This window comes from Streptomyces sp. NPDC033229, assembly GCF_055576875.1.
In genome coordinates, this window is record NZ_JBVIQR010000005.1 from 1 (window position 1) to 21,442 (window position 21,442).

Annotated in this window: 17 protein-coding genes; 14 read left to right on the forward strand and 3 right to left on the reverse strand. The window is 72.2% G+C overall.

The window, feature by feature from the left end:
* Positions 1-295: 295 nt before the first annotated feature.
* Positions 296-880, reverse strand: coding sequence for an N-acetylmuramoyl-L-alanine amidase (locus tag ACZ53N_RS06485; protein WP_469139977.1), 585 nt, complete (start codon positions 878-880; stop codon positions 296-298).
* 195 nt (positions 881-1,075) lie between these two features.
* On the opposite strand from ACZ53N_RS06485, the gene mnmA reads away from it, so the two are divergent.
* Positions 1,076-2,233, forward strand: a complete 1,158-nt coding sequence (gene mnmA, locus ACZ53N_RS06490; protein ID WP_469139829.1) for a tRNA 2-thiouridine(34) synthase MnmA — start codon at positions 1,076-1,078, stop codon at positions 2,231-2,233.
* 108 nt (positions 2,234-2,341) lie between these two features.
* Here the strand turns inward: mnmA and ACZ53N_RS06495 are convergent, their stop codons facing one another.
* On the reverse strand, positions 2,342-2,947 hold the full coding sequence (locus tag ACZ53N_RS06495) for a hypothetical protein (RefSeq protein ID WP_469139830.1): 606 nt from the start codon (positions 2,945-2,947) through the stop codon (positions 2,342-2,344).
* Between the two features lie 245 nt (positions 2,948-3,192).
* Between ACZ53N_RS06495 and ACZ53N_RS06500 the strand changes: the two genes are divergently transcribed.
* The 13 genes from ACZ53N_RS06500 (at position 3,193) to ACZ53N_RS06560 (ending at position 21,280) form a co-directional block, all read left to right on the forward strand.
* Positions 3,193-3,732 (forward strand): LOG family protein, encoded by a 540-nt coding sequence (locus tag ACZ53N_RS06500; protein WP_469139831.1) that lies wholly within the window; start codon positions 3,193-3,195, stop codon positions 3,730-3,732.
* Between the two features lie 15 nt (positions 3,733-3,747).
* Complete coding sequence (locus ACZ53N_RS06505) at positions 3,748-4,437, forward strand: SDR family oxidoreductase (protein ID WP_365371721.1); 690 nt, start codon at positions 3,748-3,750, stop codon at positions 4,435-4,437.
* Positions 4,438-4,509: 72 nt separating this feature from the next.
* The gene (locus tag ACZ53N_RS06510; RefSeq protein WP_469139832.1) at positions 4,510-5,532 is read left to right on the forward strand and encodes a methionine synthase; all 1,023 of its coding nucleotides are present in this window, start codon (positions 4,510-4,512) and stop codon (positions 5,530-5,532) included.
* Positions 5,533-5,564: 32 nt separating this feature from the next.
* Positions 5,565-7,904 carry an NAD-dependent DNA ligase LigA gene (gene ligA, locus ACZ53N_RS06515; protein WP_469139833.1) on the forward strand — a complete coding sequence of 780 codons (2,340 nt, stop codon included), beginning with the start codon at positions 5,565-5,567 and terminating at the stop codon, positions 7,902-7,904.
* A gap of 240 nt (positions 7,905-8,144) precedes the next feature.
* Positions 8,145-10,277 carry a putative bifunctional diguanylate cyclase/phosphodiesterase gene (locus ACZ53N_RS06520; protein ID WP_469139834.1) on the forward strand — a complete coding sequence of 711 codons (2,133 nt, stop codon included), beginning with the start codon at positions 8,145-8,147 and terminating at the stop codon, positions 10,275-10,277.
* Positions 10,278-10,794: 517 nt separating this feature from the next.
* Positions 10,795-11,091: an Asp-tRNA(Asn)/Glu-tRNA(Gln) amidotransferase subunit GatC gene (gene gatC, locus ACZ53N_RS06525; protein ID WP_130880053.1), complete on the forward strand. Its 297-nt coding sequence runs from the start codon at positions 10,795-10,797 to the stop codon at positions 11,089-11,091.
* 1 nt (position 11,092) lies between these two features.
* Positions 11,093-12,592 (forward strand): Asp-tRNA(Asn)/Glu-tRNA(Gln) amidotransferase subunit GatA, encoded by a 1,500-nt coding sequence (gene gatA, locus ACZ53N_RS06530; RefSeq protein ID WP_130880054.1) that lies wholly within the window; start codon positions 11,093-11,095, stop codon positions 12,590-12,592.
* Positions 12,589-12,840, forward strand: coding sequence for a hypothetical protein (locus ACZ53N_RS06535; RefSeq protein ID WP_356452815.1), 252 nt, complete (start codon positions 12,589-12,591; stop codon positions 12,838-12,840). Before gatA ends, ACZ53N_RS06535 begins: the two co-directional genes overlap by 4 nt.
* 14 nt (positions 12,841-12,854) lie before the next feature.
* Positions 12,855-14,363 (forward strand): Asp-tRNA(Asn)/Glu-tRNA(Gln) amidotransferase subunit GatB, encoded by a 1,509-nt coding sequence (gene gatB / locus ACZ53N_RS06540; RefSeq protein ID WP_469139835.1) that lies wholly within the window; start codon positions 12,855-12,857, stop codon positions 14,361-14,363.
* A 223-nt stretch (positions 14,364-14,586) separates the two neighbouring features.
* A complete protein-coding gene (locus ACZ53N_RS06545; protein WP_469139836.1) occupies positions 14,587-15,177 on the forward strand; it encodes an AMIN-like domain-containing (lipo)protein in 591 nt (196 codons plus the stop codon).
* Positions 15,178-15,526: 349 nt separating this feature from the next.
* On the forward strand, positions 15,527-17,767 hold the full coding sequence (locus ACZ53N_RS06550; protein WP_469139837.1) for an MMPL family transporter: 2,241 nt from the start codon (positions 15,527-15,529) through the stop codon (positions 17,765-17,767).
* 151 nt (positions 17,768-17,918) lie between these two features.
* Positions 17,919-18,137: a hypothetical protein gene (locus tag ACZ53N_RS06555; protein ID WP_469139838.1), complete on the forward strand. Its 219-nt coding sequence runs from the start codon at positions 17,919-17,921 to the stop codon at positions 18,135-18,137.
* Positions 18,138-18,250: 113 nt separating this feature from the next.
* Positions 18,251-21,280, forward strand: a complete 3,030-nt coding sequence (locus ACZ53N_RS06560; RefSeq protein ID WP_469139978.1) for a helix-turn-helix transcriptional regulator — start codon at positions 18,251-18,253, stop codon at positions 21,278-21,280.
* Here the strand turns inward: ACZ53N_RS06560 and ACZ53N_RS06565 are convergent.
* Positions 21,258-21,434, reverse strand: a complete 177-nt coding sequence (locus ACZ53N_RS06565; RefSeq protein WP_469139839.1) for a DUF6191 domain-containing protein — start codon at positions 21,432-21,434, stop codon at positions 21,258-21,260. The two genes, ACZ53N_RS06560 and ACZ53N_RS06565, sit on opposite strands and share 23 nt — an antisense overlap.
* Positions 21,435-21,442 lie beyond the last annotated feature (8 nt).

Below are 21,442 nucleotides of genomic sequence, written 5' to 3' on the forward strand. Positions count from 1 at the left end.
CCGCCGCGATCTGGCACAACCACAAGACCGGCCAGCCCGTCATACGCTCCTTGATCGCTTATGACCACTGATCACATCGGAATGACTCGTCTAGGGCGTGTCCGATGGGTCTTCGGGCTGCGGGCCGTCGTTGCCGCCGAGCGCCCTGCGGGCGCGTCCTCAATCTCCCCCGGCTACCGCTGGGAGGTGCTCCCGGACAGGCTGTTTCCGCTGAGGTCAGCCGAAACAGCCTGTCCGGCGATTGAGGACACCGCCGCGCAGCGGTGGTGCGCCCGCGTGATCCGCCAGTCAGGTGCTAGCGGCTCGCCGCCCGGACGAGCTTCAGATACCGGTCCCAGTCCCAGTGCGGGCCGGGATCGGTGTGGTCCGTGCCCGGCACCTGGGAGTGGGCGACGATGTGGTCCCGGTCCGCCGGGAACCCGTAGCGCGCGCAGATCCCGGCCGTGAGCGCGGCCGACGCCCGGTACATCGCGTCCGTGAAATCGCCGGGCCGGTCCACGTAGCCCTCGTGTTCTATGCCGACGCTGCGCTCGTTGAAGCGGCGGTTCCCGGAGTGGAAGGCCACGTCCAGCTCGCGGACGGTCTGCGCGACATGGCCGTCCTTGCGCACGACGTAGTGCGCGGCGGCCTGGTGCAGGGGATCGCGGAAGACCCGGAGGGCGTCGCCGTAGCTGCCCTGGACCACGTGGATGACGACCCGGTCGACGGTGTAGTCGGCCGGCCGGTCCGCCCACCGCCAGTTCGCCGACGACGCGGCGACCCACTCGGCGCCGTCGTGGTCGAGCTCGCCGTCCGTGCGCGGATGCTCCAGCCCGGCGGCCCGATAACACCAGCGCACGAGCCCGTCCCGCCCCGCGTACCCCGCGGCCCCGGCGGCCATCACGGCGGCCCCGCCGCCGATCAGCAGCCCGCGACGGCTGATGCGTTTTCGTTCCACGTGTGACCCCCTGATGCGCAGAACGTGTGCGGCGCCGCTCTGGTTCCAGCCGGGGCTCCGCCCCGGACCCCGGTCCTCAAGCGCCGGACGGGCTGGTTTTCCAGCCCGTCCGGACGCACCCCTTACTCTGGTAGAGCTATGACTGACTTCCCCGGTGCACCTTCAGGGCCTCGTGACGGCCGTCGCCTCCGCGTACTCGCCGCAATGTCCGGCGGTGTCGACTCCGCCGTGGCGGCCGCCCGCGCCGCCGAAGCCGGGCACGAGGTGACCGGTGTGCACCTCGCGCTGTCCGCGAACCCGCAGTCCTTCCGTACGGGCGCGCGCGGCTGCTGCACCATCGAGGACTCGCGCGACGCCCGCCGCGCCGCCGACGTCATCGGTATCCCCTTCTACTGCTGGGACCTCGCCGAGCGCTTCCGCGAGGACGTGGTCGAGGACTTCATCGCGGAGTACGAGGCCGGGCGCACGCCCAACCCCTGCCTGCGCTGCAACGAGAAGATCAAGTTCGCGGCGCTGCTCGACAAGGCCCTCGCGCTCGGCTTCGACGCGGTCTGCACCGGCCACTACGCGACGGTCGTGCTGAACGAGGACGGCACCCGCGAGCTGCACCGCGCGAGCGACATGGCCAAGGACCAGTCGTACGTCCTGGGCGTGCTGGACGAGAAGCAGCTGGCCCACGCGATGTTCCCGCTGGGCGACACCCTGACGACCAAGGAAGAGATCAGGGCCGAGGCGGAGCGCCGCGGTCTGGCCGTGGCGAAGAAGCCCGACAGCCACGACATCTGCTTCATCGCCGACGGAGACACCCAGGGCTTCCTCGCCAAGCACCTGGGCACGTCCGAGGGCGACATCGTCGACGAGACCGGCACCAAGGTCGGCACCCACGAGGGCGCGTACGGCTTCACCATCGGCCAGCGCAAGGGCCTGCGCATCGGCCACCCGGCCCCCGACGGCAAGCCGCGCTACGTCCTGGACATCTCCCCGGTGAACAACACGGTGACGGTCGGCCCGGTGGAGGCCCTGGACGTGACCGCCCTGACCGCGATCAAGCCCCGCTGGTGCGGGGTGGCCCCGCAGGGCGTCGGCACGTACACGGCGCAGCTGCGCGCGCACGGCGGCGAGACGTCGGTGACGGCGGAGCTCGTCGGCGAGGAGCTCCGCGTGTCCTTCGACGAGCCCGTCCGCGGCGTGGCCCCCGGCCAGGCCATCGTGCTCTACGACGGCACCCGGGTCGTCGGCTCGGCCACGATCGCCGCGACCGACCGCGTCCCGGCGGGCGCGGCCCACAGCGGCTGACGACTGCCGAACGACTGTCCCGGTACGCCCGGCCCGCACACACGGCGGCGCCGGGCGCCGGTGTTTCCGGCACCCGGCGCCGCCGGACGAAGAGGTGTCCCTCGGAGGTCAGTGCTGCGTCGTGGTGCGCACGACGTTCGTGACCTCGCACTTGCCGCCGCTCGTGGGGCCGCCCGGCTTGGGGACGTAGGGGGTCGAGACGTCGAGGTTGCTCGTCTTGCCCGGCTGGACCCACGGGATGGACGGGTTGCGGGTGCCGACGACGGCACCGTCCGGGCCGGTGAACTTCACGGTGATGCGGTAGTCGTAGGAGGCCGTCGAGCTGCTGTTGGTGGCGGCCAGCTTCGCGGTGATGCCCAGCCGGTCGGTGTACGCGCAGTCGAGGATCTTGATGTCCCGCATCGCGGAGTTCCGGCTGCCGCTGCCGCCGGTCGAGCCGTAGGTGGTCGAGCCGGAGGAGGTCGTCGAGTCGCCGGACGTGCCGCTCGTCGTGCCGGAGGTCGTACCGGAGGAGGTCGTGCCGCCGCTCGTGAGGCCGCTGGTCGAGTCACCGGACGTACCGCCCGAGGTGCTGCTGCTGCCGCCGGAGGAGGACGAGGAGCTGTGGTGGCTGGACCCGCCACCACAGCTGCCGCCGTGGCTGCCGCGCGCACCGGTCAGGGCGACGACGGCGATGGCGAATACAGCGGCGCCGCGGACATGACGAAGCTTCACGTGAGAACTCCCCCGAGGAATGGCTTGATTACGCCCGTTTGACGAGCGCACGTCAGGCTAGCAATGCCGGGCCGAGCCCCCAAATCGCGGCGGGAACTGTGACGGGGTCGCGACGGAACAGATCCGGAAACGGGACAGAGGATGTCCGAAAGCAGGTCATAGCGGAGGTCCGTACGATTCGCGCCCTTGTTCCGGCGGGGTCGAGTCGCCGTCGGGCCGCATATCCGCACGCGTACCGTGGGCTTATGCGTATTTCTGTCTTCTGTTCCGCCGCCGACCTCGACGACCGCTACACCACCCCCGCCCGGGAATTCGCCGAACTCATCGGCAAGGGCGGGCACACCCTGGTCTGGGGCGGTTCGGAGTCCGGCCTGATGAAGGTCATGGCGGACGGCGTCCAGGCGCACGGCGGGCGGCTGGTCGGGATCTCGGTGGAATTCCTCGCGGCAAAGGCCCGTAAGGACGCCGACGAAATGGTGATCACCAAGGATCTCGCCGAGCGCAAGGCACAGTTGCTCGCGCGGGCCGACGCAATCGTGATCATGGTCGGTGGCACCGGAACGCTCGACGAGGCGACGGAGATCCTGGAGCTCAAGAAGCACGGAATGCACACCAAGCCCGTGGTGCTGCTGAACGCCGCGGGTTTCTACGACGGGCTGAAGCAGCAGTTCCAGCGGATGGACGCGGAGGGTTTTCTGCCGCTTCCCCTCGCCGACCTGGTGTTCTTCGCGGAGGACGGCGTGGGCGCGATGGCGTACCTGGAGGAGTCCGCGGGGATTCAGTAGGGCAAGCTGGGCGGTATGGCAACACATCTGATCACTGGGTCCGGTTCCGGCATCGGGGCGGCGGTCGCCCGGCGGCTGCTCGAGCGCGGCGACGAGCTGTATCTGTTCGCGCGGGACGCGGGCCGGGCCAAGGAACTGGCCGCGCAGTTCCCCGGCGCCCGCACGCTCGTCGGCGACCTGTCCAACCCCGACCGGCTGGCCTGGGCCCTCAGCCAGCAGACACTGCCCGACCACGTCGACTCGCTGCTGCACATCGCGGGCGTCTGCGACCTCGGCGGCGTCGGTGACCTGGCACCCAAGGCGTGGAACCGCCAGCTCGCGGCGAACCTCGTCTCCCCGGCCGAGCTGACCCGGCTGTTCCTGCCGCAGCTGCGGGTCACCAAGGGGCACGTGGTCTTCGTCAACTCCGGTGCCGGGATGCGCGCCCATGCCAACTGGGGCGCGTACGCGGCGAGCAAGCACGGCCTCAAGGCGCTCGCCGACGCGCTGCGCGAGGAGGAGCACGGCAACGGCGTCCGGGTCACCAGCGTCTACCCCGGACGCACCGCCACCCCCATGCAGGCGAAGGTGCACCAGCAGGAGGGCAGGGAGTACGACCCGGCGGCGTACATCGACCCCGAGTCCGTCGCGACGACCATCCTGCTCGCCATCGACCTGCCGCGGGACGCGGAGATCAACGACCTGACGGTCCGGCCGGGCCGCTGAGCGGACTCCGGCGGGCCCGCGGTCGGCCACCGGCGCGGGCATGAGACCGGTCCGGCCCCGTACCCTTCCTGCGTGAGCGAGAAGAGCAAGTTCAGCTGGGGTGCGGGCGTCGCCACCGGGGTCGGTTCGATGCCCGGGACGGACGCGCGAGAGGCCGCGAAAACCGTCACGGGGTCGCTGGAGGCCCTGCCGTATCTGCCGGAGCTGCCCGCGCGCGGGCCCGGCGCCGACATGATCGGCAGGACCGCCGGGCTGCTCGTGGAGGTGTTCGCGCACGTCGAGCCGAGCGGCTGGCGGATCAGCGACCGGCCGGGCCGGGACACCCGGCGCGCACGGTCGTGGCTGGGTGAGGACCTGGACGCGATCGAGGAGTTCACCCAGGGGTACGAGGGTCCGCTCAAGGTGTCGGCCGTCGGCCCGTGGACCCTCGCCTCCGCCCTCGAACTGCGCGGCGGCGAGGCGGCGCTGAGCGACCCGGGCGCCTGCCGGGACCTGGCCGCCTCCCTCGCGGAGGGGCTGCGGAACCATCTGACGGAGGTGCGGCGCCGGGTGCCCGGCGCCCAGGTGGTGCTCCAGCTCGACGAACCGTCGCTGACCGCCGTGCTGCTCGGCCAGGTCCGCACGGCCAGCGGCTACCGCACCTACCGCGCCCCCGACCGGGCCGTCGTCGAGGGCGCGCTGCGCGACCTGGTGAGCCTCGCGCGGGACGTCACCGGCGCACCCCCCGTCGTGCACTCGTGCGCCCCCGGTGTGCCGTTCGCACTGCTCCGCCGAGCCGGCGTCGAGGGCGTCTCGTTCGATTTCTCTCTGCTCACCGAGCGTGATGACGAGGTGATCGGCGAGGCCGCAGAGGCCGGCACCAAGCTCTTCGTTGGCGTGGTGCCGGGCGTGGACGGTCCATTGTCAGACCCTGCCGGTAGCGTCATGGGTGTCAGGACGCTGTGGCGCAGGTTGGGGCTGTCGCCGGGGACTCTCGCGGAGTCCGTGGTGATCACCCCGTCGTGCGGGCTCGCGGGCGCTTCGCCCGCATATGCCCGGGCGGCCCTCGGCCACTGCGCCCGGGCGGCGAGATCACTCGCAGACAACCCTGAGTGACTGCGCTCTGGAATAAACGGGAGGACGAGACGGTGGCTGGCGAACAGCACGGCGAACAGCTCGAGGCGAAGACGCCGCTTGCTACGGCACCCGCGGAGGCGCGGGAGAGGCACGCGCTGCTGGCCGAGCAGATCGAGGAGCACCGCTTCCGGTATTACGTGAAGGACGCCCCGGTCGTCAGCGACGCCGAGTTCGACCAGCTGCTGCGCTCGCTGGAGGCCCTGGAGGAGGAGTATCCGGAGCTGCGCACCCCCGACTCGCCCACCCAGAAGGTCGCGGGGTCCTACGAGACGGAATTCAGCGCCGTCGAGCACCGCGAGCGCATGCTCTCCCTCGACAACGCCTTCGACGACGAAGAGCTGGCCGGCTGGGCCGAGCGCGTCGCCAAGGACATCGGCGAGGGCACCCCGTACCACTTCCTGTGCGAGCTCAAGGTCGACGGACTCGCCGTCAACCTCACGTACGAGCGCGGCCGGCTCGTCCGCGCCGCCACCCGCGGTGACGGCCGCACCGGCGAGGACATCACGCCCAACGTCCGCACCATCGAGGAGATCCCCAACCGGCTCCAGGGCGACCGCGTCCCCGCCTTCGTCGAGGTGCGCGGCGAGGTCTACTTCCCGATGGAGAAGTTCCAGGAGCTGAACGCCCGCCTGGTGGAAGCCGGCAAGCCGCCCTTCGCCAACCCGCGCAACGCGGCGGCCGGCTCGCTGCGCCAGAAGGACCCCAAGATCACCGCGACCCGGCCGCTGCACATGGTGGTGCACGGCATCGGCGCCCGCGAGGGCTTCGACATCGACTGCCAGTCGCACGCGTACGAACTGCTGCGTGAGTGGGGCCTGCCCACCGCGGCGCACGCCAAGGTCGTCGATTCGCTGGCCGGGGTGCGGGAGTTCATCGCCCACTACGGCGATCCCGAGGTCCGGCACTCGATGGAGCACGAGATCGACGGCACGGTCGTCAAGGTCGACGAGATCCCCCTCCAGGGCCGCCTCGGCTCCACCTCGCGCGCCCCGCGCTGGGCCATCGCCTGGAAGTACGCCCCGGAGGAGGTCAACACCAAGCTGGTCGACATCCGTGTCGGCGTCGGCCGCACCGGGCGCGTCACCCCGTACGCGGTGGTGGAGCCGGTCACCGTCGCGGGCTCCGAGGTCGAGTTCGCCACCCTGCACAACCAGGAGGTCGTCAAGGCCAAGGGCGTCCTCATCGGCGACACCGTCGTGCTCCGCAAGGCCGGCGATGTGATCCCCGAGATCCTGGGCCCCGTGGTGGATCTGCGCGACGGCACCGAGCGGGAGTTCGTGATGCCCGCCGAGTGCCCGGAGTGCGGGGCCGGGCTACGCCCGATGAAGGAGGGCGACATCGACCTCCGGTGCCCCAACGCCCGGTCCTGTCCGGCACAGTTGCGGGAGCGCATCTTCTACCTGGCGGGCCGTAAGGCGCTCGACATCGAGGCGCTCGGCGAGGAGACGGTCCGCGCCCTCACAAGCCCCGACGAGGGCCCCCGCGCGCTCACCACCGAGGCCGACCTGTTCGACCTCCAGGTCGAGGACCTGCGCGACGTCCGCATGTGGCGCCGCGACACCCGCAAGGGCGCGGCCGAGGACGACCGCCTCCTCGTCCCGTACTTCTACGGCCAGGGGAAGACGGTGGGCCGGGGGGAGGAGAAGCGCACGCTGCCTCCCGAGCCGAAGGAGAACACCAAGAAGCTCATGAACGAGCTGGAGCGGGCCAAGTCCAGCCCGCTCTCCCGCATCCTCACCGGGCTCTCCATCCGCCATGTGGGGCCCGTCGCGGCGGTCGCGCTGGCCCGGGAATTCCGCTCGCTGGACCGGATCGCCGAGGCGAGCGAGGAGGAGCTGGCCGCCGTCGAGGGCGTCGGCGGCACCATCGCGGCCTCGGTGCGTCAGTGGTTCGCCGAGGACTGGCACCGCGAGATCGTGGAGAAGTGGAAGGCCGCCGGCGTCCGCATGGAAGAAGAGGTCGGCGAGGACGAAGGCCCCCGCCCGCTGGCGGGGCTGACGGTCGTCGTCACCGGAACGCTGGCCTCCCACACCCGTGACGGAGCGAAGGAAGCCCTCCAGAGCCGGGGCGCGAAGGTGACCGGATCGGTCTCCAAGAAGACGGACTTCGTTGTCGTGGGGGACAACCCCGGGTCGAAGTTCGACAAGGCCATGCAATTGAAGGTCCCCGTCCTGGAAGAGGACGGCTTCGCCGTGCTGCTCGCCGAAGGGCCCGAGGCGGCCCGCGCGGCGGCGGTCCCCCAGGAGGGTGGCGCGGGCGCCGGCACGGACGACAGTTCGGGTGACGGCGCGGGGGCCGGTCCCGATGCCGGTTCGGGTGCCGGCAAGGCCGACGTACCCGCCGCCGGCTAGCCAGCTCACCGGCTCGCCGGGGGGCGCGCGGGGGTGGCGGCACCCAGGTCGCCACCCCAGCGGAGTAATGCCCGCATAGTCAGTGGGCATTACCTCTACAGCGCCTACCAAAGGCCGGAGGAGGGCGGATCGCAATCGGGCAACCGCTGCCGATCGCTGCCCGTCGTGGCCTTCTGCGGCCTACTGTTGAGATGTGCGCCTGCCGTGGCGCGGGCACCGCCGGCTGTGAGAGGGACGGGCATGAAACCCACCGACAGCGCCGAACCGGCCTCGCGGCTGCGCCGGGTCCCCCCGCCCGCGCTGCCGGCGGTCTGTGTCGTGATGGCCGCGCTCGCGCTCGCCACCGGAATCTGTTGGGCACTCAGCACCGGACACGGGCTCTTTCCCGGCCGTGCCGTCGGCTGGTCGCTGGCGACGCTGACGGCGCTCATCGTCGCCCATCTCGTCGCGCTCGGCCGGGACCGCTGGTGGGGCGGCACCGGCTCCGGCGCCGCCCTCACCCTCGCCGTCCTGATGCTCTACGGCTGGGTCCCGGCCGCCCTCATCAGCATCGCCGTCGTCACCCTCGTCGCCGCCGCCCGAAGGCACCGCTGGCGGCAGGCATTACTCCACGTCGCGGTGGACATCCTCGGGATCGTCGCCGCCGGTCTCGCCCTCGCCCTGTGCGGGACGGCCGCCACCGTCGAGGACCCCTGGCTCCCGGACACCTGGCAGCTCACCGACATCCCCCAGATCGGCGTCGCCGCCTTCCTCTACCTCGTCGTCACCCGCGCCCTGCTCTGGTACTCCATGGCCCCGCGCAACGGCGGCATCAGCAGCATCGCCCGCACGGCCCTGGTCCGGCAGGCGCTCGTCGGCGGCGCCCTCCTCGGCATCGCCCCGCTCATCGCCGTCGTCGCCGACCACGCGCCCCTGCTGCTGCCGCTCTTCGCGGTCCCGCTCATCGCCCTGGACTCCACGCTGTGGATCGCCCACGCCCGCGCCGAGGAACAGCTCCGCGACCCCCTCACCGGGCTGCCCAACCGCCAATGGCTGCTGGAAAGCACCTGGAACGCCCTCGACGAGGCCGAGCAGGCCGGCGACCGCGCCGCCCTCGTCCTCATCGACCTCGACCGTTTCCGGTCCGTCAACGACACCCTCGGCCACCTCGCAGGCGACCGGCTGCTGCTGCAGATAGCCGAGCGGCTCCGGCTCGCGCTGCCGCACGGCGCGGAGGCCGCCCGGCTCGGCGGCGATGAATTCGCCGTACTGCTGCCCACCACCGACTCCCTGACCAGCGCCCAGCGGGTGGCCCGGTCGCTGGTCGCCGCGCTCGGCTCACCGCTCGACCTGGACGGCCTCACCCTCGTCCTCGAAGCCAGCGCCGGCGTCGCCGTCTACCCCGACCACGCCCTCGACGCGGAAGGGCTGCTGCGCCGCGCCGACGTGGCGATGTACCAGGCCAAGCGGGATCGCAGCGGAGTCGAGGTCTACGAGGCCCGTCGCGACGGCAACACCCCGGACCGGCTCGGCCTGTTGGGCGATCTGCGGCGCGCCCTGGACGCGGGCGACGTCGAGCTGCACTACCAGCCCAAGGTCGGCTTCGACGGTCACGTCGCGGGGCTGGAGGCGCTGGTGCGCTGGGTGCACCCCGAGCGCGGCAGGGTCTCGCCGGACGAGTTCATCGCGATAGCCGAATCGTCCGGCCTGATGCCCCGGCTGACCGAGTACGTCCTGGAGACCGCCCTCGGACAGGTCGCCAAGTGGCGCGCCATGGGCCTGGAGGTGCCTGTCGCGGTCAACGTCTCGCCGCGCGACGTCCACACACCGGGCTTCGCGGGCTCGGTCGCCGCCCGCCTCGCCCGGCACGGCGTCCCCGCCGGATCGCTCCAGCTGGAAATAACGGAGCACGTCCTTCTGGAGGACCCGCAGCGCGCCGCCGACACCCTCGCCGGGCTCACCGGCCACGGCGTGAAGATGTCCCTCGACGACTTCGGCACCGGCTACTCCTCCCTCGTCCACCTGCGTCGGCTGCCGGTCAGCGAGCTCAAGATCGACCGTTCCTTCGTCGCCCGCCTCGCCATCGACAACGAGGACGCCGAGATCGTCCGCTGCACGCTCGACCTGGCCCATTCCCTCGGCCTGGTCGTCGTCGCCGAGGGCGTCGAGGACGACGAGACCTGGGAGCGCCTGCGGGACCTGGGCTGCGACGCGGTCCAGGGCTGGCTGGTCGCGGCGGCGATGCCGCCGGACGAGACGACGGCGTGGCTGCGACTGCGCAGCGAAAGCGGTTGGCACCGCGAGGACGAACCCCTCCACGCGGCCGCCGCCGCGGCGGCGGCCGCGACGTCCACGGCCCCGGCGGAGGAGGAAGCGGACCAGCCCGTGACCTAGCGGTCGGGCTGGTACGGCGGTTCCCCCCCACGGGTCGGTTCCGCCAGGGCCCGGGAGCGGTGGCCGGTGGGGCCACGCCCCAGGCCGGTCCGTCGGGCACCGCCGGACCGCGCCGTCGTGGGTGCGCGCCGTTGCGGCGGGATGGAGTGCCGGCCCTGGGCGGGCGCGTCGCGCCGGGGAGACAGCACAACAGCCCGTCCGGCGTTTGAGGACGCGCCCGCAGGGCGCTCGCCGCCGCAGGCGGCACAGCGGTCAGCAGCCGAAGGCCCGCCGGTCAGGCGAGTGGCGGCAACGACGGGCCCGCAGCCGAAGCCCCGTCGGACAGGTCCGAGGCCCGGGACCCCACTCACAGCCCGCCGCAGGCGGCCCGCGCGGCGCTGCGGATCCCTCCCCGACGGTGCGGAAATCGGCATCGGCACAGCGCCCAGCGAAACCGTTTCGCGGGCAGTGCTCGCCGCGCCATAGGATTGGGCGCAATAACCCGCCCAGAACCGTCACGAACCCTGAGGATCGCCGCATGCCTGGCATCACGCGCGAGGAGGTCGCCCACCTCGCACGGCTGGCACGTCTGGAGCTGAAGGACGAAGAGCTCGACCACTTCGCCACGCAGCTCGACGACATCATCGGCGCGGTCGCCCGCGTTTCCGATGTGGCCGACGAGGACGTACCGCCGACGTCCCACCCGCTGCCGCTGACCAACGTCATGCGCTCGGACGACGTCCGTCCGTCGCTGACCCCGCAGGAGGCGCTGTCCGGCGCCCCGGCCCAGGAGCAGCAGCGTTTCAAGGTGCCGCAGATCCTGGGGGAGGACTGACATGACCGACCTGATCAAGCTCACCGCGGCCGAGATCGCCGCGAAGATCGCTTCGGGCGAGGTCACCGCCGTCCAGGTGACCGAGGCGCATCTGGCCCGCATCGAGGCCGTCGACGAGAAGGTGCACGCCTTCCTGCACGTCGACCGCGAGGGCGCGCTGGCCCAGGCTCGCGAGGTGGACGCCAAGCGTGAGCGCGGCGAGAAGCTCGGCCCGCTGGCCGGTGTCCCGCTCGCGCTCAAGGACATCTTCACCACCAAGGGGATCCCGACCACCGTCGGTTCCAAGATCCTCGAAGGCTGGATCCCGCCGTACGACGCGACGCTCACCCGCAAGCTCAAGGAAGCGGACGTCGTCATCCTCGGCAAGACCAACATGGACGAGTTCGCCATGGGGTCGTCGACGGAGAACAGCGCGTACGGCCCCACCGGCAACCCCTGGGACCTGACCAAGATCCCCGGCGGTTCCGGCGGCGGCTCCTCCGCCGCCCTCGCCTCGTACGAGGCCCCGCTCGCCATCGGCACGGACACCGGCGGCTCGATCCGCCAGCCCGCCGCCGTCACCGGCACCGTCGGCGTCAAGCCGACCTACGGCGCCGTCTCCCGCTACGGCATGGTCGCCTTCTCCTCCTCCCTCGACCAGGGCGGGCCCTGCGCCCGTACGGTCCTGGACGCGGCCCTGCTGCACGAGGCCATCGCCGGCCACGACCCGCTGGACTCCACCTCCATCGACGCCCCGGTCCCGCCGGTCGTCGAGGCGGCGCGGAACGGCGACGTCAAGGGCATGCGCGTCGGCGTCGTCAAGCAGTTCCGCGGCGAGGGCTACCAGGCGGGTGTCCTGCAGCGCTTCGACGAGTCCGTGGAGCTGCTGAAGGAGCTCGGTGCCGAGGTCGTCGAGGTGGACTGCCCGTCCTTCGACCTGGCCCTGGCCGCGTACTACCTCATCGCGCCGTCCGAGTGCTCCTCCAACCTGGCCCGCTTCGACGCCATGCGCTACGGCCTGCGCGTCGGCGACGACGGCACGAAGTCCGCCGAGGAGGTCACCGCGCTCACCCGCGAGGCCGGCTTCGGCGACGAGGTGAAGCGCCGCGTCATCCTGGGTACGTACGCCCTCAGCTCCGGCTACTACGACGCGTACTACGGCTCCGCGCAGAAGGTCCGTACGCTCATCACGCGCGATTTCGAGAAGGCCTTCGGGGAGGGTGGTGTCGACGTGCTGATCTCGCCGACCACCCCGACCACGGCGTTCCCGATCGGCGAGCGGGCCGACGACCCGATGGCGATGTACCTCGCCGACCTGTGCACCATCCCGACCAACCTGGCCGGCAACGCCGCCATGTCGCTGCCCTGCGGTCTGGCGCCCGAGGACGGGATGCCGGTGGGCCTGCAGATCATCGCGCCCGCGATGGCCGACGACCGGCTCTACCGGGTCGGTGCCGCGGTCGAGGCCGCGTTCAACGCCCGCTGGGGTCACCCGCTGCTCGAGGAGGCACCGTCACTGTGACCGAAAAGACCGGCAAGCTCGCGAAGGCCAAGGGCTTCAAGAAGTCCCGGCCCGGCACGTACCTGTCCATCGGCACCACGCTCTTCGGGGCCGTGAGCGTCATCAAGCAGGCGAAGAAGGCCCGGGGCGAGCAGGACACCCTGCAGCTCGTGGACGCCGTCGTCTCCGCCGCCGCCATCGCCACCGGTGTCGCCCTGCTCGTGCGCGAACTGCGCCGGATGAGCAGCGACGACGTCCTCGCGGACTGAGAGGTTAGTTTTCCGTGACCACCATTGATCTGGTGTCGTACGAGGACGCGCTGGCGTCCTACGACCCCGTCATGGGCCTCGAAGTCCATGTCGAGCTGGGCACCAGGACCAAGATGTTCTGCGGCTGCTCCACGGAGCTGGGCGCCGAGCCCAACGCGCAGACCTGCCCCACCTGCCTCGGCCTGCCCGGCTCGCTGCCGGTCGTCAACGCCGTCGGCGTCGAGTCGGCCGTGAAGATCGGTCTCGCGCTGCACTGCGAGATCGCCGAGTGGTGCCGCTTCGCCCGGAAGAACTACTTCTATCCGGACATGCCGAAGAACTTCCAGACCTCCCAGTACGACGAGCCCATCGCCTTCAACGGCTACCTGGACGTCCAGCTGGAGGACGGCGAGATCTTCCGCGTGGAGATCGAGCGCGCCCACATGGAGGAGGACACCGGCAAGTCGCTGCACGTCGGCGGCGCCACCGGCCGTATCCACGGCGCGTCCCACTCCCTGCTCGACTACAACCGGGCCGGCATCCCGCTCATCGAGATCGTCACCAAGCCGATCGAGGGCGCGGGCGAGCGGGCCCCCGAGGTCGCCAAGGCCTACGTCGCCGAGCTGCGCGAGCTCATCAAGGCGCTCGGCGTCTCCGAGGCCCGCATGGAGCAGGGCCAGATGCGCTGCGACGTGAACCTGTCGCTGCGCCCGAACGGCACCGAGAAGTTCGGCACCCGCTCGGAGACGAAGAACGTCAACTCGCTGCGGAGCGTCGAGCGCGCCGCCCGCTTCGAGATCCAGCGGCACGCGGCGGTGCTGTCCTCCGGCGGCACGATCGTGCAGGAGACCCGGCACTTCCACGAGGAGGACGGGTCGACCACGGCCGGTCGCATCAAGGACAACGCCGAGGACTACCGCTACTTCCCCGAGCCGGACCTGGTGCCGGTCGCTCCCTCCCGGGAGTGGGTGGAGGAGCTCCGCAAGGGCCTGCCCGAGCTGCCGCGCGTGCGCCGCAACCGGCTGCGCGAGGAGTGGGGCGTCTCCGCGCACGACATGCAGTCCATCCTCAACGCCGGTGCCGTCGATCTGATCGTCGCCACCATCGACGCGGGCGCGGACGCCGCCTCCGCGCGCAAGTGGTGGATGGGTGAGCTGGCCCGTCGGGCGAACGAGGCCGGTACCGACCTCGCCGCCCTGGAGATCACCCCGGAGCAGGTCGCCCGGGTGTGCGCGCTGGTCGCCGAGGGCTCCCTCAACGACAAGCTCGCCCGGCAGGTCATCGAGGGCGTGCTCGCGGGCGAGGGCGACCCCGACGCGGTCGTCGCCGGCCGCGGTCTCGCGGTCGTCTCCGACGAGGGCGCGCTGGGCACGGCCGTCGACGAGGCCATCGCGGCCAACGCGGGCATCGCCGATAAGATCCGCTCCGGCAAGGTCGCGGCGGCGGGCGCGCTCGTCGGCGCGGTCATGAAGGCCACCCGTGGCCAGGCGGACGCGGCGCGCGTCCGGGAGCTCATTCTTGAGCGGCTTGCCCCGAAAGAATAATCAGCACAGTCCGGAGAAGCTGGGCGTCGAGGGCTGATCCCCGCACCGCGTCCAGCAGCGCATTCGTAGAACACAAGGCCGCCCCTCTCACCGAGGGGCGGCCTTTGCGCATGGGTGCATTGGCCGGAATTGGTCGGTGTGGGGCGCACATTCCGAATGGTCCGGCATGATCCCGGGAAACGGGCCGGTTCGGAGTCCGTACCCGAAGGCTGGGGGTAGGTGCATGCGACGGTGGAGTGCAGCGCTGGCCGCGCTGTTGTTGGCGGGTGCCGGGCTGGTGACGACGACGGCTCCGGCCTCGGCGTCCCGGACCGCGTCGGTGACCGGCCCGTCCTCGGCGATGTGCGAGGTCGGCTGGGGAAGCTACGGCAAGACCGGCGCCGACACCTCGTACAAGCCGCTGACCGAGGTGAGAACCGGGCGGCACAAGTGTTTCGACCGGATGGTTCTCGACGTGGAGGGCCAGGGACACCGCCCGGTCGGATACCGGGTCGGTTACGTCGACAACCTCAACCAGGACGGTTCCGGCGATGCCATCCACGTCGCCGGCGGGGCGGTCCTGGAGGTCCGGGTCGCGGCGCCCAGCTACGACCCGGCCACGGGCAGGGCGACCTACCGCGCGAGGGCGGGGCAGCGGCTGCCGGGCGTGGACGTCACGGACTACCGCACCTTCAAGGACACCCGGTTCGTCGGCAGCTTCGAGGGCGACACCCAGATCGGTCTGGGTGTCCGCGCCCGGCTGCCGTTCCGGGTCTTCCAGTGGGACCACCGCATCGTGATCGACGTCGCCCACCGGTGGGGCGCCCTGGACTGACCCGAACCGACCGGCGGCGAGTCCGCCGGCCGTTCGCGCGCCGACCGTGGGGGCCGGCCGGGGCTCTTCCCCCGGTCGACCCCCCTCGGCATGCCCGGGGAACGAAGCAGTGTCCGGCCCCGCGCCTGGGGGCCGGTTCCGTCACCGGCTGATACGCCCGTTCGGCTCACTGTTAGCGCCTTGTGGGCTAACCCACAAAAGGGACAAATGATCTTTTCCGGCTGTCAGAGTTGCTCGGCAGAGGGCCCCCGCTCAGTATCGGCAGCGGCCCATCCGCCCCAGTAGCCATGCGATCGGCACCACGGGATCTTCCCGGTGAGATCGACGCGATACCCGGGAAGCAGCGACTTTGACCTCACTTGCCCGGTGGTGCCTGCGCCGCCGTTTCGTCGTCATCGTGTTGTGGCTCGTCGCCCTCGCGGGCACGACCGCCGCCGCGACGCTGACGGGGTCCGCGTACTCCAACGACTACACCGTCCCCGGCACCGAAGCGTCCCGTGCCACCGCCCTCCTGGAGAAGGCGTTCCCCGGCCAGGGCGGCGACAGCGCCACCCTCGTCTGGCACACCGACCGGGGCACCGTACGGGCGGCCGACATCGAGCAGCGCATGACCGACACCCTGCGCGAGGTCGCCGAGCTGCCCGGCGTGGCCTTCGTCAACGGCCCGTACGGCAGCGACGGCGCGAGCCGGATCAGCGCCGACGGGCACACCGCCTACGCCCCCCTCGCCTTCGAGAGCTCCTCCGGCGAACTCGACAAGGCCGAGGTCCAGCGGGTGATCGACACCGCGCGGTCCGCCGCCACCGGCAATCTGGACGTCGCGGTCGGCGGCAGCGCCGCCGGCGCCGCCGAGGGCAAGAGCGGCCACCTCAGCGAGATCATCGGCGTGGTCATCGCCGCCGTCGTGCTCTTCCTCGTCTTCGGCTCACTGGCCGCGAGCCTGCTGCCCATCGCCACCGCCCTCGTGGGCGTCGGCACCGCCGCCATGGGCACCGTCCTGCTCGGCCACCTGATGTCCGTCGCGGACTTCGCCCCCATGCTGGGCACCCTCATCGGGCTCGGGGTGGGCATCGACTACGCCCTGTTCATCGTCACCCGGCACCGCCGCGGCCTGCGGGCCGGGCTCCCGGTGCACGTCGCGGCGGAACGGGCCGTCGCCACCACCGGGCGGGCCGTCGTCTTCGCCGGCGGCACCGTCTGCGTCGCTCTGCTCGGCATGCTCATCCTGCGGCTCAGCTTCCTCAACGGCGTCGCCATCGCCGCCTCCCTCACCGTCGTCCTCACCGTCGCCGCCTCCGTCACCCTGCTGCCCGCCCTCCTCGGGGTCATCGGGCCGCGGGCGCTCAGCCGCCGCGAACGCCGCCGGCTGACCGAGCACGGCCCGCGGCCGGAGATCCCCACCGGGCTCGCCGCCCGCTGGTCCGCGTTCGTCGAGCGCCACCCCAAGCTGCTGGGCACCCTCGCCGCGGCCGTCATGCTGGTGCTGGCCCTGCCCACGCTCTCCCTCCACCTGGGCACCTCCGACCAGGGCAACAACCCGGCGGCCTCCTCCACCCGGCAGGCCTACGACATGCTCGGCGAGGGCTTCGGCCCCGGCGTCAACGGCCCGCTCACCCTCGTCGCCGACCTCGGCGGCGCCGCCGACCGGCTCGCCTTCGACAAGCTGCCCGGCACCCTCCGGCAGACCGAGGGCGTCGCCTCCGTCAGCTCCTCCACCCTCAGCGGCAGCGGCGACACCGGTGTGATCACCGTCGTTCCCAGCGCCTCCCCGCAGTCCACCGACACCAGCGAACTCGTCGAACGGCTGCGCACCGACGTCCTGCCGAAGGCCACCGCCACCACCGGCATGGACGTCCACGTCGGCGGCGTGACCGCGAGCTACGACGACTTCGCCCAGGTCATCCTCGGCAAGCTGCCGCTGTTCGTCGGCGCGGTCGTCGGCCTCGGCTGCGTCCTGCTGCTCCTGGCGTTCCGCAGCATCGGCATCCCGCTCAAGGCCGCCGCGATGAACATCGCCGCCGTCGCCTCCTCCTTCGGCGTCGTCACCGCGATGTTCCAGTGGGGCTGGGGCAGCGAGCTGCTCGGCCTCGGGGCCGCGGGCCCGATCGAGCCGTTCCTGCCGGTCGTGATGGTCTCGGTGCTCTTCGGGCTCTCCATGGACTACCAGGTCTTCCTGGTCAGCCGGATGTACGAGGAGTGGCTCGCCACCCGCGACAACACCCGGGCCGTCCGCGTCGGCCTCGCCGAGACCAGCCGCGTCATCAACTCCGCCGCGGTCATCATGATCGCCGTGTTCCTGGCCTTCGTCCTCAGTGGCGACCGCGTCATCTCGATGTTCGGCATCGGACTGGCCTCGGCCGTCGCCCTGGACGCGTTCGTGCTGCGGACCCTGCTGGTCCCGGCCCTCATGCACATGCTGGGCGGCGCCAACTGGTGGCTGCCGAAGTGGCTGGACCGCAGGCTGCCGCGCATCAGCATCGAACCGCACGAGGACAGCGCGGTGGTCCCGGCGAGCCCGGTGGGCCCGATGGACCTCATCCCGGTCCCGGCGGCGGCCGAGCCGGCCAAGGTCCCTTCCCAGGTCCTCTGAGCAGGGTCGAAGACCTGCCTAAGGCCCCACCGGGGGCGGGGATGAGGCAGTCGCCCGATGTGTGCGACCCCCCTGGGGGGCGAAGCTTCTCGTGGGCCAAGAAAGGCCCGGCAGAAACCGAGAAGCCCGTCATCACCAGGGGGAAACCACCATGTTCGACTCCAACCTCGCCCTCCACCACTTCCGCGCCGCCGACTTCGCCCGTGACGCCGCCGAGCACCGGCTGGCCGACGAGGCCCGGCTCGCCGCCCGGACCGAGGGTGCCCGCGGGACCCGTCAGGTACGCCGGGAAGCCGAGGGGCGGGTGAGGACCACGGGCGCCTGGCGCCTCGCCCGTCGCCACGGCCGGACCCACCGCGCCACCGCCTGAGCACCGTGGCAGCCATCCTGCCCACGGCGACGCACCCGGTGATCATGGATCCGAGGGCCGTGCCGACCCTCGGATCCGTGGATATCCGTACCCCGTTGTCGGACGGTTGTGCGATGCTCACCACCGTGCAGAACACCAACGTCAGCCCCGTGTTCGTCGGCCGCGCCGATGAACTGGCCGCGCTCACCGACGCGCTCGCCCGTGCCGCCGAGGGCGAGCCGCAGGCGCTGCTCGTCGGCGGAGAGGCCGGCGTGGGCAAGACCCGGCTCGTCGAGGAGTTCCTGACCGCCGCCGCGGCGGCGGGCGCGGTCACCGCGGTCGGCGGCTGCGTGGAGATCGGCGCGGACGGCCTGCCGTTCGCGCCCGTCTCCACCGCCCTGCGCGCCCTGCACCGCAAGCTCGGCGACGCCCTCGCCGTCGCCGCCGCCGGCCAGGAGGGCGAACTGGCGCGGCTGCTGCCCGAACTGGGCGAGACCACCCGCGAGTCGCACGACGAGGACGGCCGCGCCCGGCTGTTCGAGCTGACCGCCCGGCTGCTGGAGCGGCTCACCGCCGACCGCACGCTCGTGCTCGCCATCGAGGACCTGCACTGGGCCGACCGCTCCACCCGCGAGCTCCTCGGCTATCTCTTCCGCTCGCTGCAGACCGCCCGGCTGGTCATCGTCGCCACCTACCGCTCCGACGACATCCACCGCCGCCACCCGCTGCGCCCCTTCCTCGCCGAACTCGACCGCATGCGCAGCCTGCACCGCGTCGAACTCTCCCGCTTCACCCGCGCCGAAGTGGGCGCCCAGCTCACCGGCATCAGCGGCGCCCGCCCCGACCGCGAGCTCCTCGACCGGGTCTTCGAGCGCTCCGACGGCAATGCCTTCTTCGTCGAGGAGATCGTCGCCTCGCTCTCCTGCGGCTGTTCCACCGGGCTCAGCGAGTCCCTCCGCGACCTGCTGCTCGTCCGGGTCGAGGCGCTGCCCGACCGTGTGCAGCGCGTGATCCGCATCGCCGCCGAGGGCGGCTCCACCGTCGAGTACGAACTGCTGCGCGCCGTCACCGGCCTCGGCGAGGACGAGCTGATCGAAGCGCTGCGCGCGGCCGTCGGCGCCAACATCCTGCTCCCCACACCCGACGGCGACGGCTACCGCTTCCGGCACGCCCTGGTGCGCGAGGCCGTCGTGGACGACCTGCTGCCCGGCGAGCGCTCCCGGCTCAACCGCCGCTACGCCGAGGCGCTGGAGACCGAGCCGGGCATCGTCCGGGCCGACGAGCGCCCGGCCCGCCTGGCCAGCTACTGGTACCACGCCCACGATCCCGCCAAGGCGCTGCCCGCCGTGCTCGACGCGGCGGTGCGGGCCCGCGGCCGCTACGCCTACGCCGAGCAACTGCGGCTGCTGGAGCGCGCGCTCGAGCTGTGGGAGGACGTGCCGACCGAGGTCCGCAAGCGCCAGCGCCCCGTCGACGACGCGGGCGTCTACCCCGCGTGCGGGTGCAGCGACGAGGCCCTGCGCCGGCTGGACCTGCTGGCCGAGACCGTCGTCGCCGCGCAGATGGCGGGCGACCGGGAACGGGCCCTCGCGATCATCAAGAGCGGGCTGCGGCTGCTCGACGAGCACAAGGACCCGCTGCGGGCCGCCTGGTTCCGCACCCAGCGCGGCAGGATGCTGGGAGCCCTCGGCCGGGGCGACGCCCGGGTGGAGTTCGCCCACGCGCAGGAGCTGGTGCGCGGGCTGCCGCCGTCCGCCGTGCACGCCGAGGTGCTGACGCAGGTCGCCGCCTGGGAGGCCACCCACACCCCGGGACCGGGGAGCTACGGCATCGCCGAACGGGCCGTCGAGCTGTCCCGTCTCGTCGGTGCCGAGAGCATCGAGCTCAACGCCCGGCTCACCCTGGCCGGCCTGAAGATCGACGCCGGGGACGCGGAGGGCGGCATCGCCGAGATGCGCGCGGTCTGCGGGCGCGTCGTCGAGCTGGGCAACGTCCATGTGCTCGGCAGGTGCTACATCAACCTGTCCTCCGCCCTGGAGGGCGTCGGCCGGTCGGCGGAAGCCGTCGAGGTGACGGCCGAGGGAGCCGGGGAACTGCGCCGCTTCGGCCTGCCCGACGCCCGTTCCTGGGTGTTCGGGAACGCGTCGGAGTCGCTGTTCTCGCTCGCCCGCTGGGAGGAGTCGGAGGAGGCCGCCCGCGAGTGCCTGCGCATCGCCCAGAGCCGCAAGTCGCGCGGCATCGCCGCCAGCCGCTTCACCCGGCTGGCACTGGTCCGTGGCGACTGGGAGCTTGCCGAGCGCGAGCTGGCCGCCGCCCGTGAGCACTACGACGCCCACCAGCCGGAACCGCAGCACACCATCCCCCTCGCCCGCTTCACCGTCGAGCTCGCCGCCGTCCGGGGCAGGATCGCCGAGGGTCGCGCGGCCCTGGAGGGCGTGCTGGAGCAGGGGGTGAACCCGGCCGTCCAGCGCTACGTCTGGCCGCTCCTGGTCGCCGCCGCCACGGCCGAGGCCGACGCCCGCGGTCTGCCCGCCGCCGAGCCCGGCCGGGCCGCTGTGCTCGCCCGGATCCGGGCCGGGGCCAAGGAGCTGGCCCGGTCCGTGCCCGTCTGGGACGCGTACGGGATCTTCCTGGAGGCCGAACTCGAGCGGGCCGAGGACGGCCGGCAGGACGCGGACCGCTGGGCGGAGGTGGTGGCCGCCTTCGAGGCCACGGGCCGCCCCTACGAGCTGGCCCGGGTCCGCTACCGCTGGGCCGAGGCCCTGCTCGCCACCGACGGAGCCGGGGCGGAGGCCGCCGCCGAGCCACTGCGGCAGGCCCACGGGACCGCGGAGCGCATCGGCGCCGGGCCCCTGCGCGAGGCCGTGGAGCTGCTGGCCCGCCGCGCCCGGCTGCCGCTCACCCCGGCCACCGCGGCGCCGCGGGCCGCCGAGGAGCCCGCGCCCGCGGAGTCGCTCGGCCTCACCCCGCGCGAGCGGGACGTCCTCCGGCTGGTCGCGCTGGGCCACAGCAACCGCCGGATAGCCGAGGAACTGTTCATCTCGCCGAAGACGGCGAGCGTGCACGTGTCCAACATCCTCGCCAAGCTGGGAGTCTCGGGCCGTGGCGAGGCGGCGGCCCTGGCCCACCGGTTCCGGCTGTTCAGCCCTGCCGAGGCCGGATGACCACCTGGCCGGACTCGAGGTCGATCGGGCCCTTGCCCGGGTCGGCGTCGCCGATGTCGTCGCGGACCAGCGCCAGCCGGTTCTGCTCCTCTTCCTCGTGCTTCCGCCCGGGTGCGAACAGTTCTTCGAAAACGTTGAACACGTCAACCCCCATCGCTCAAC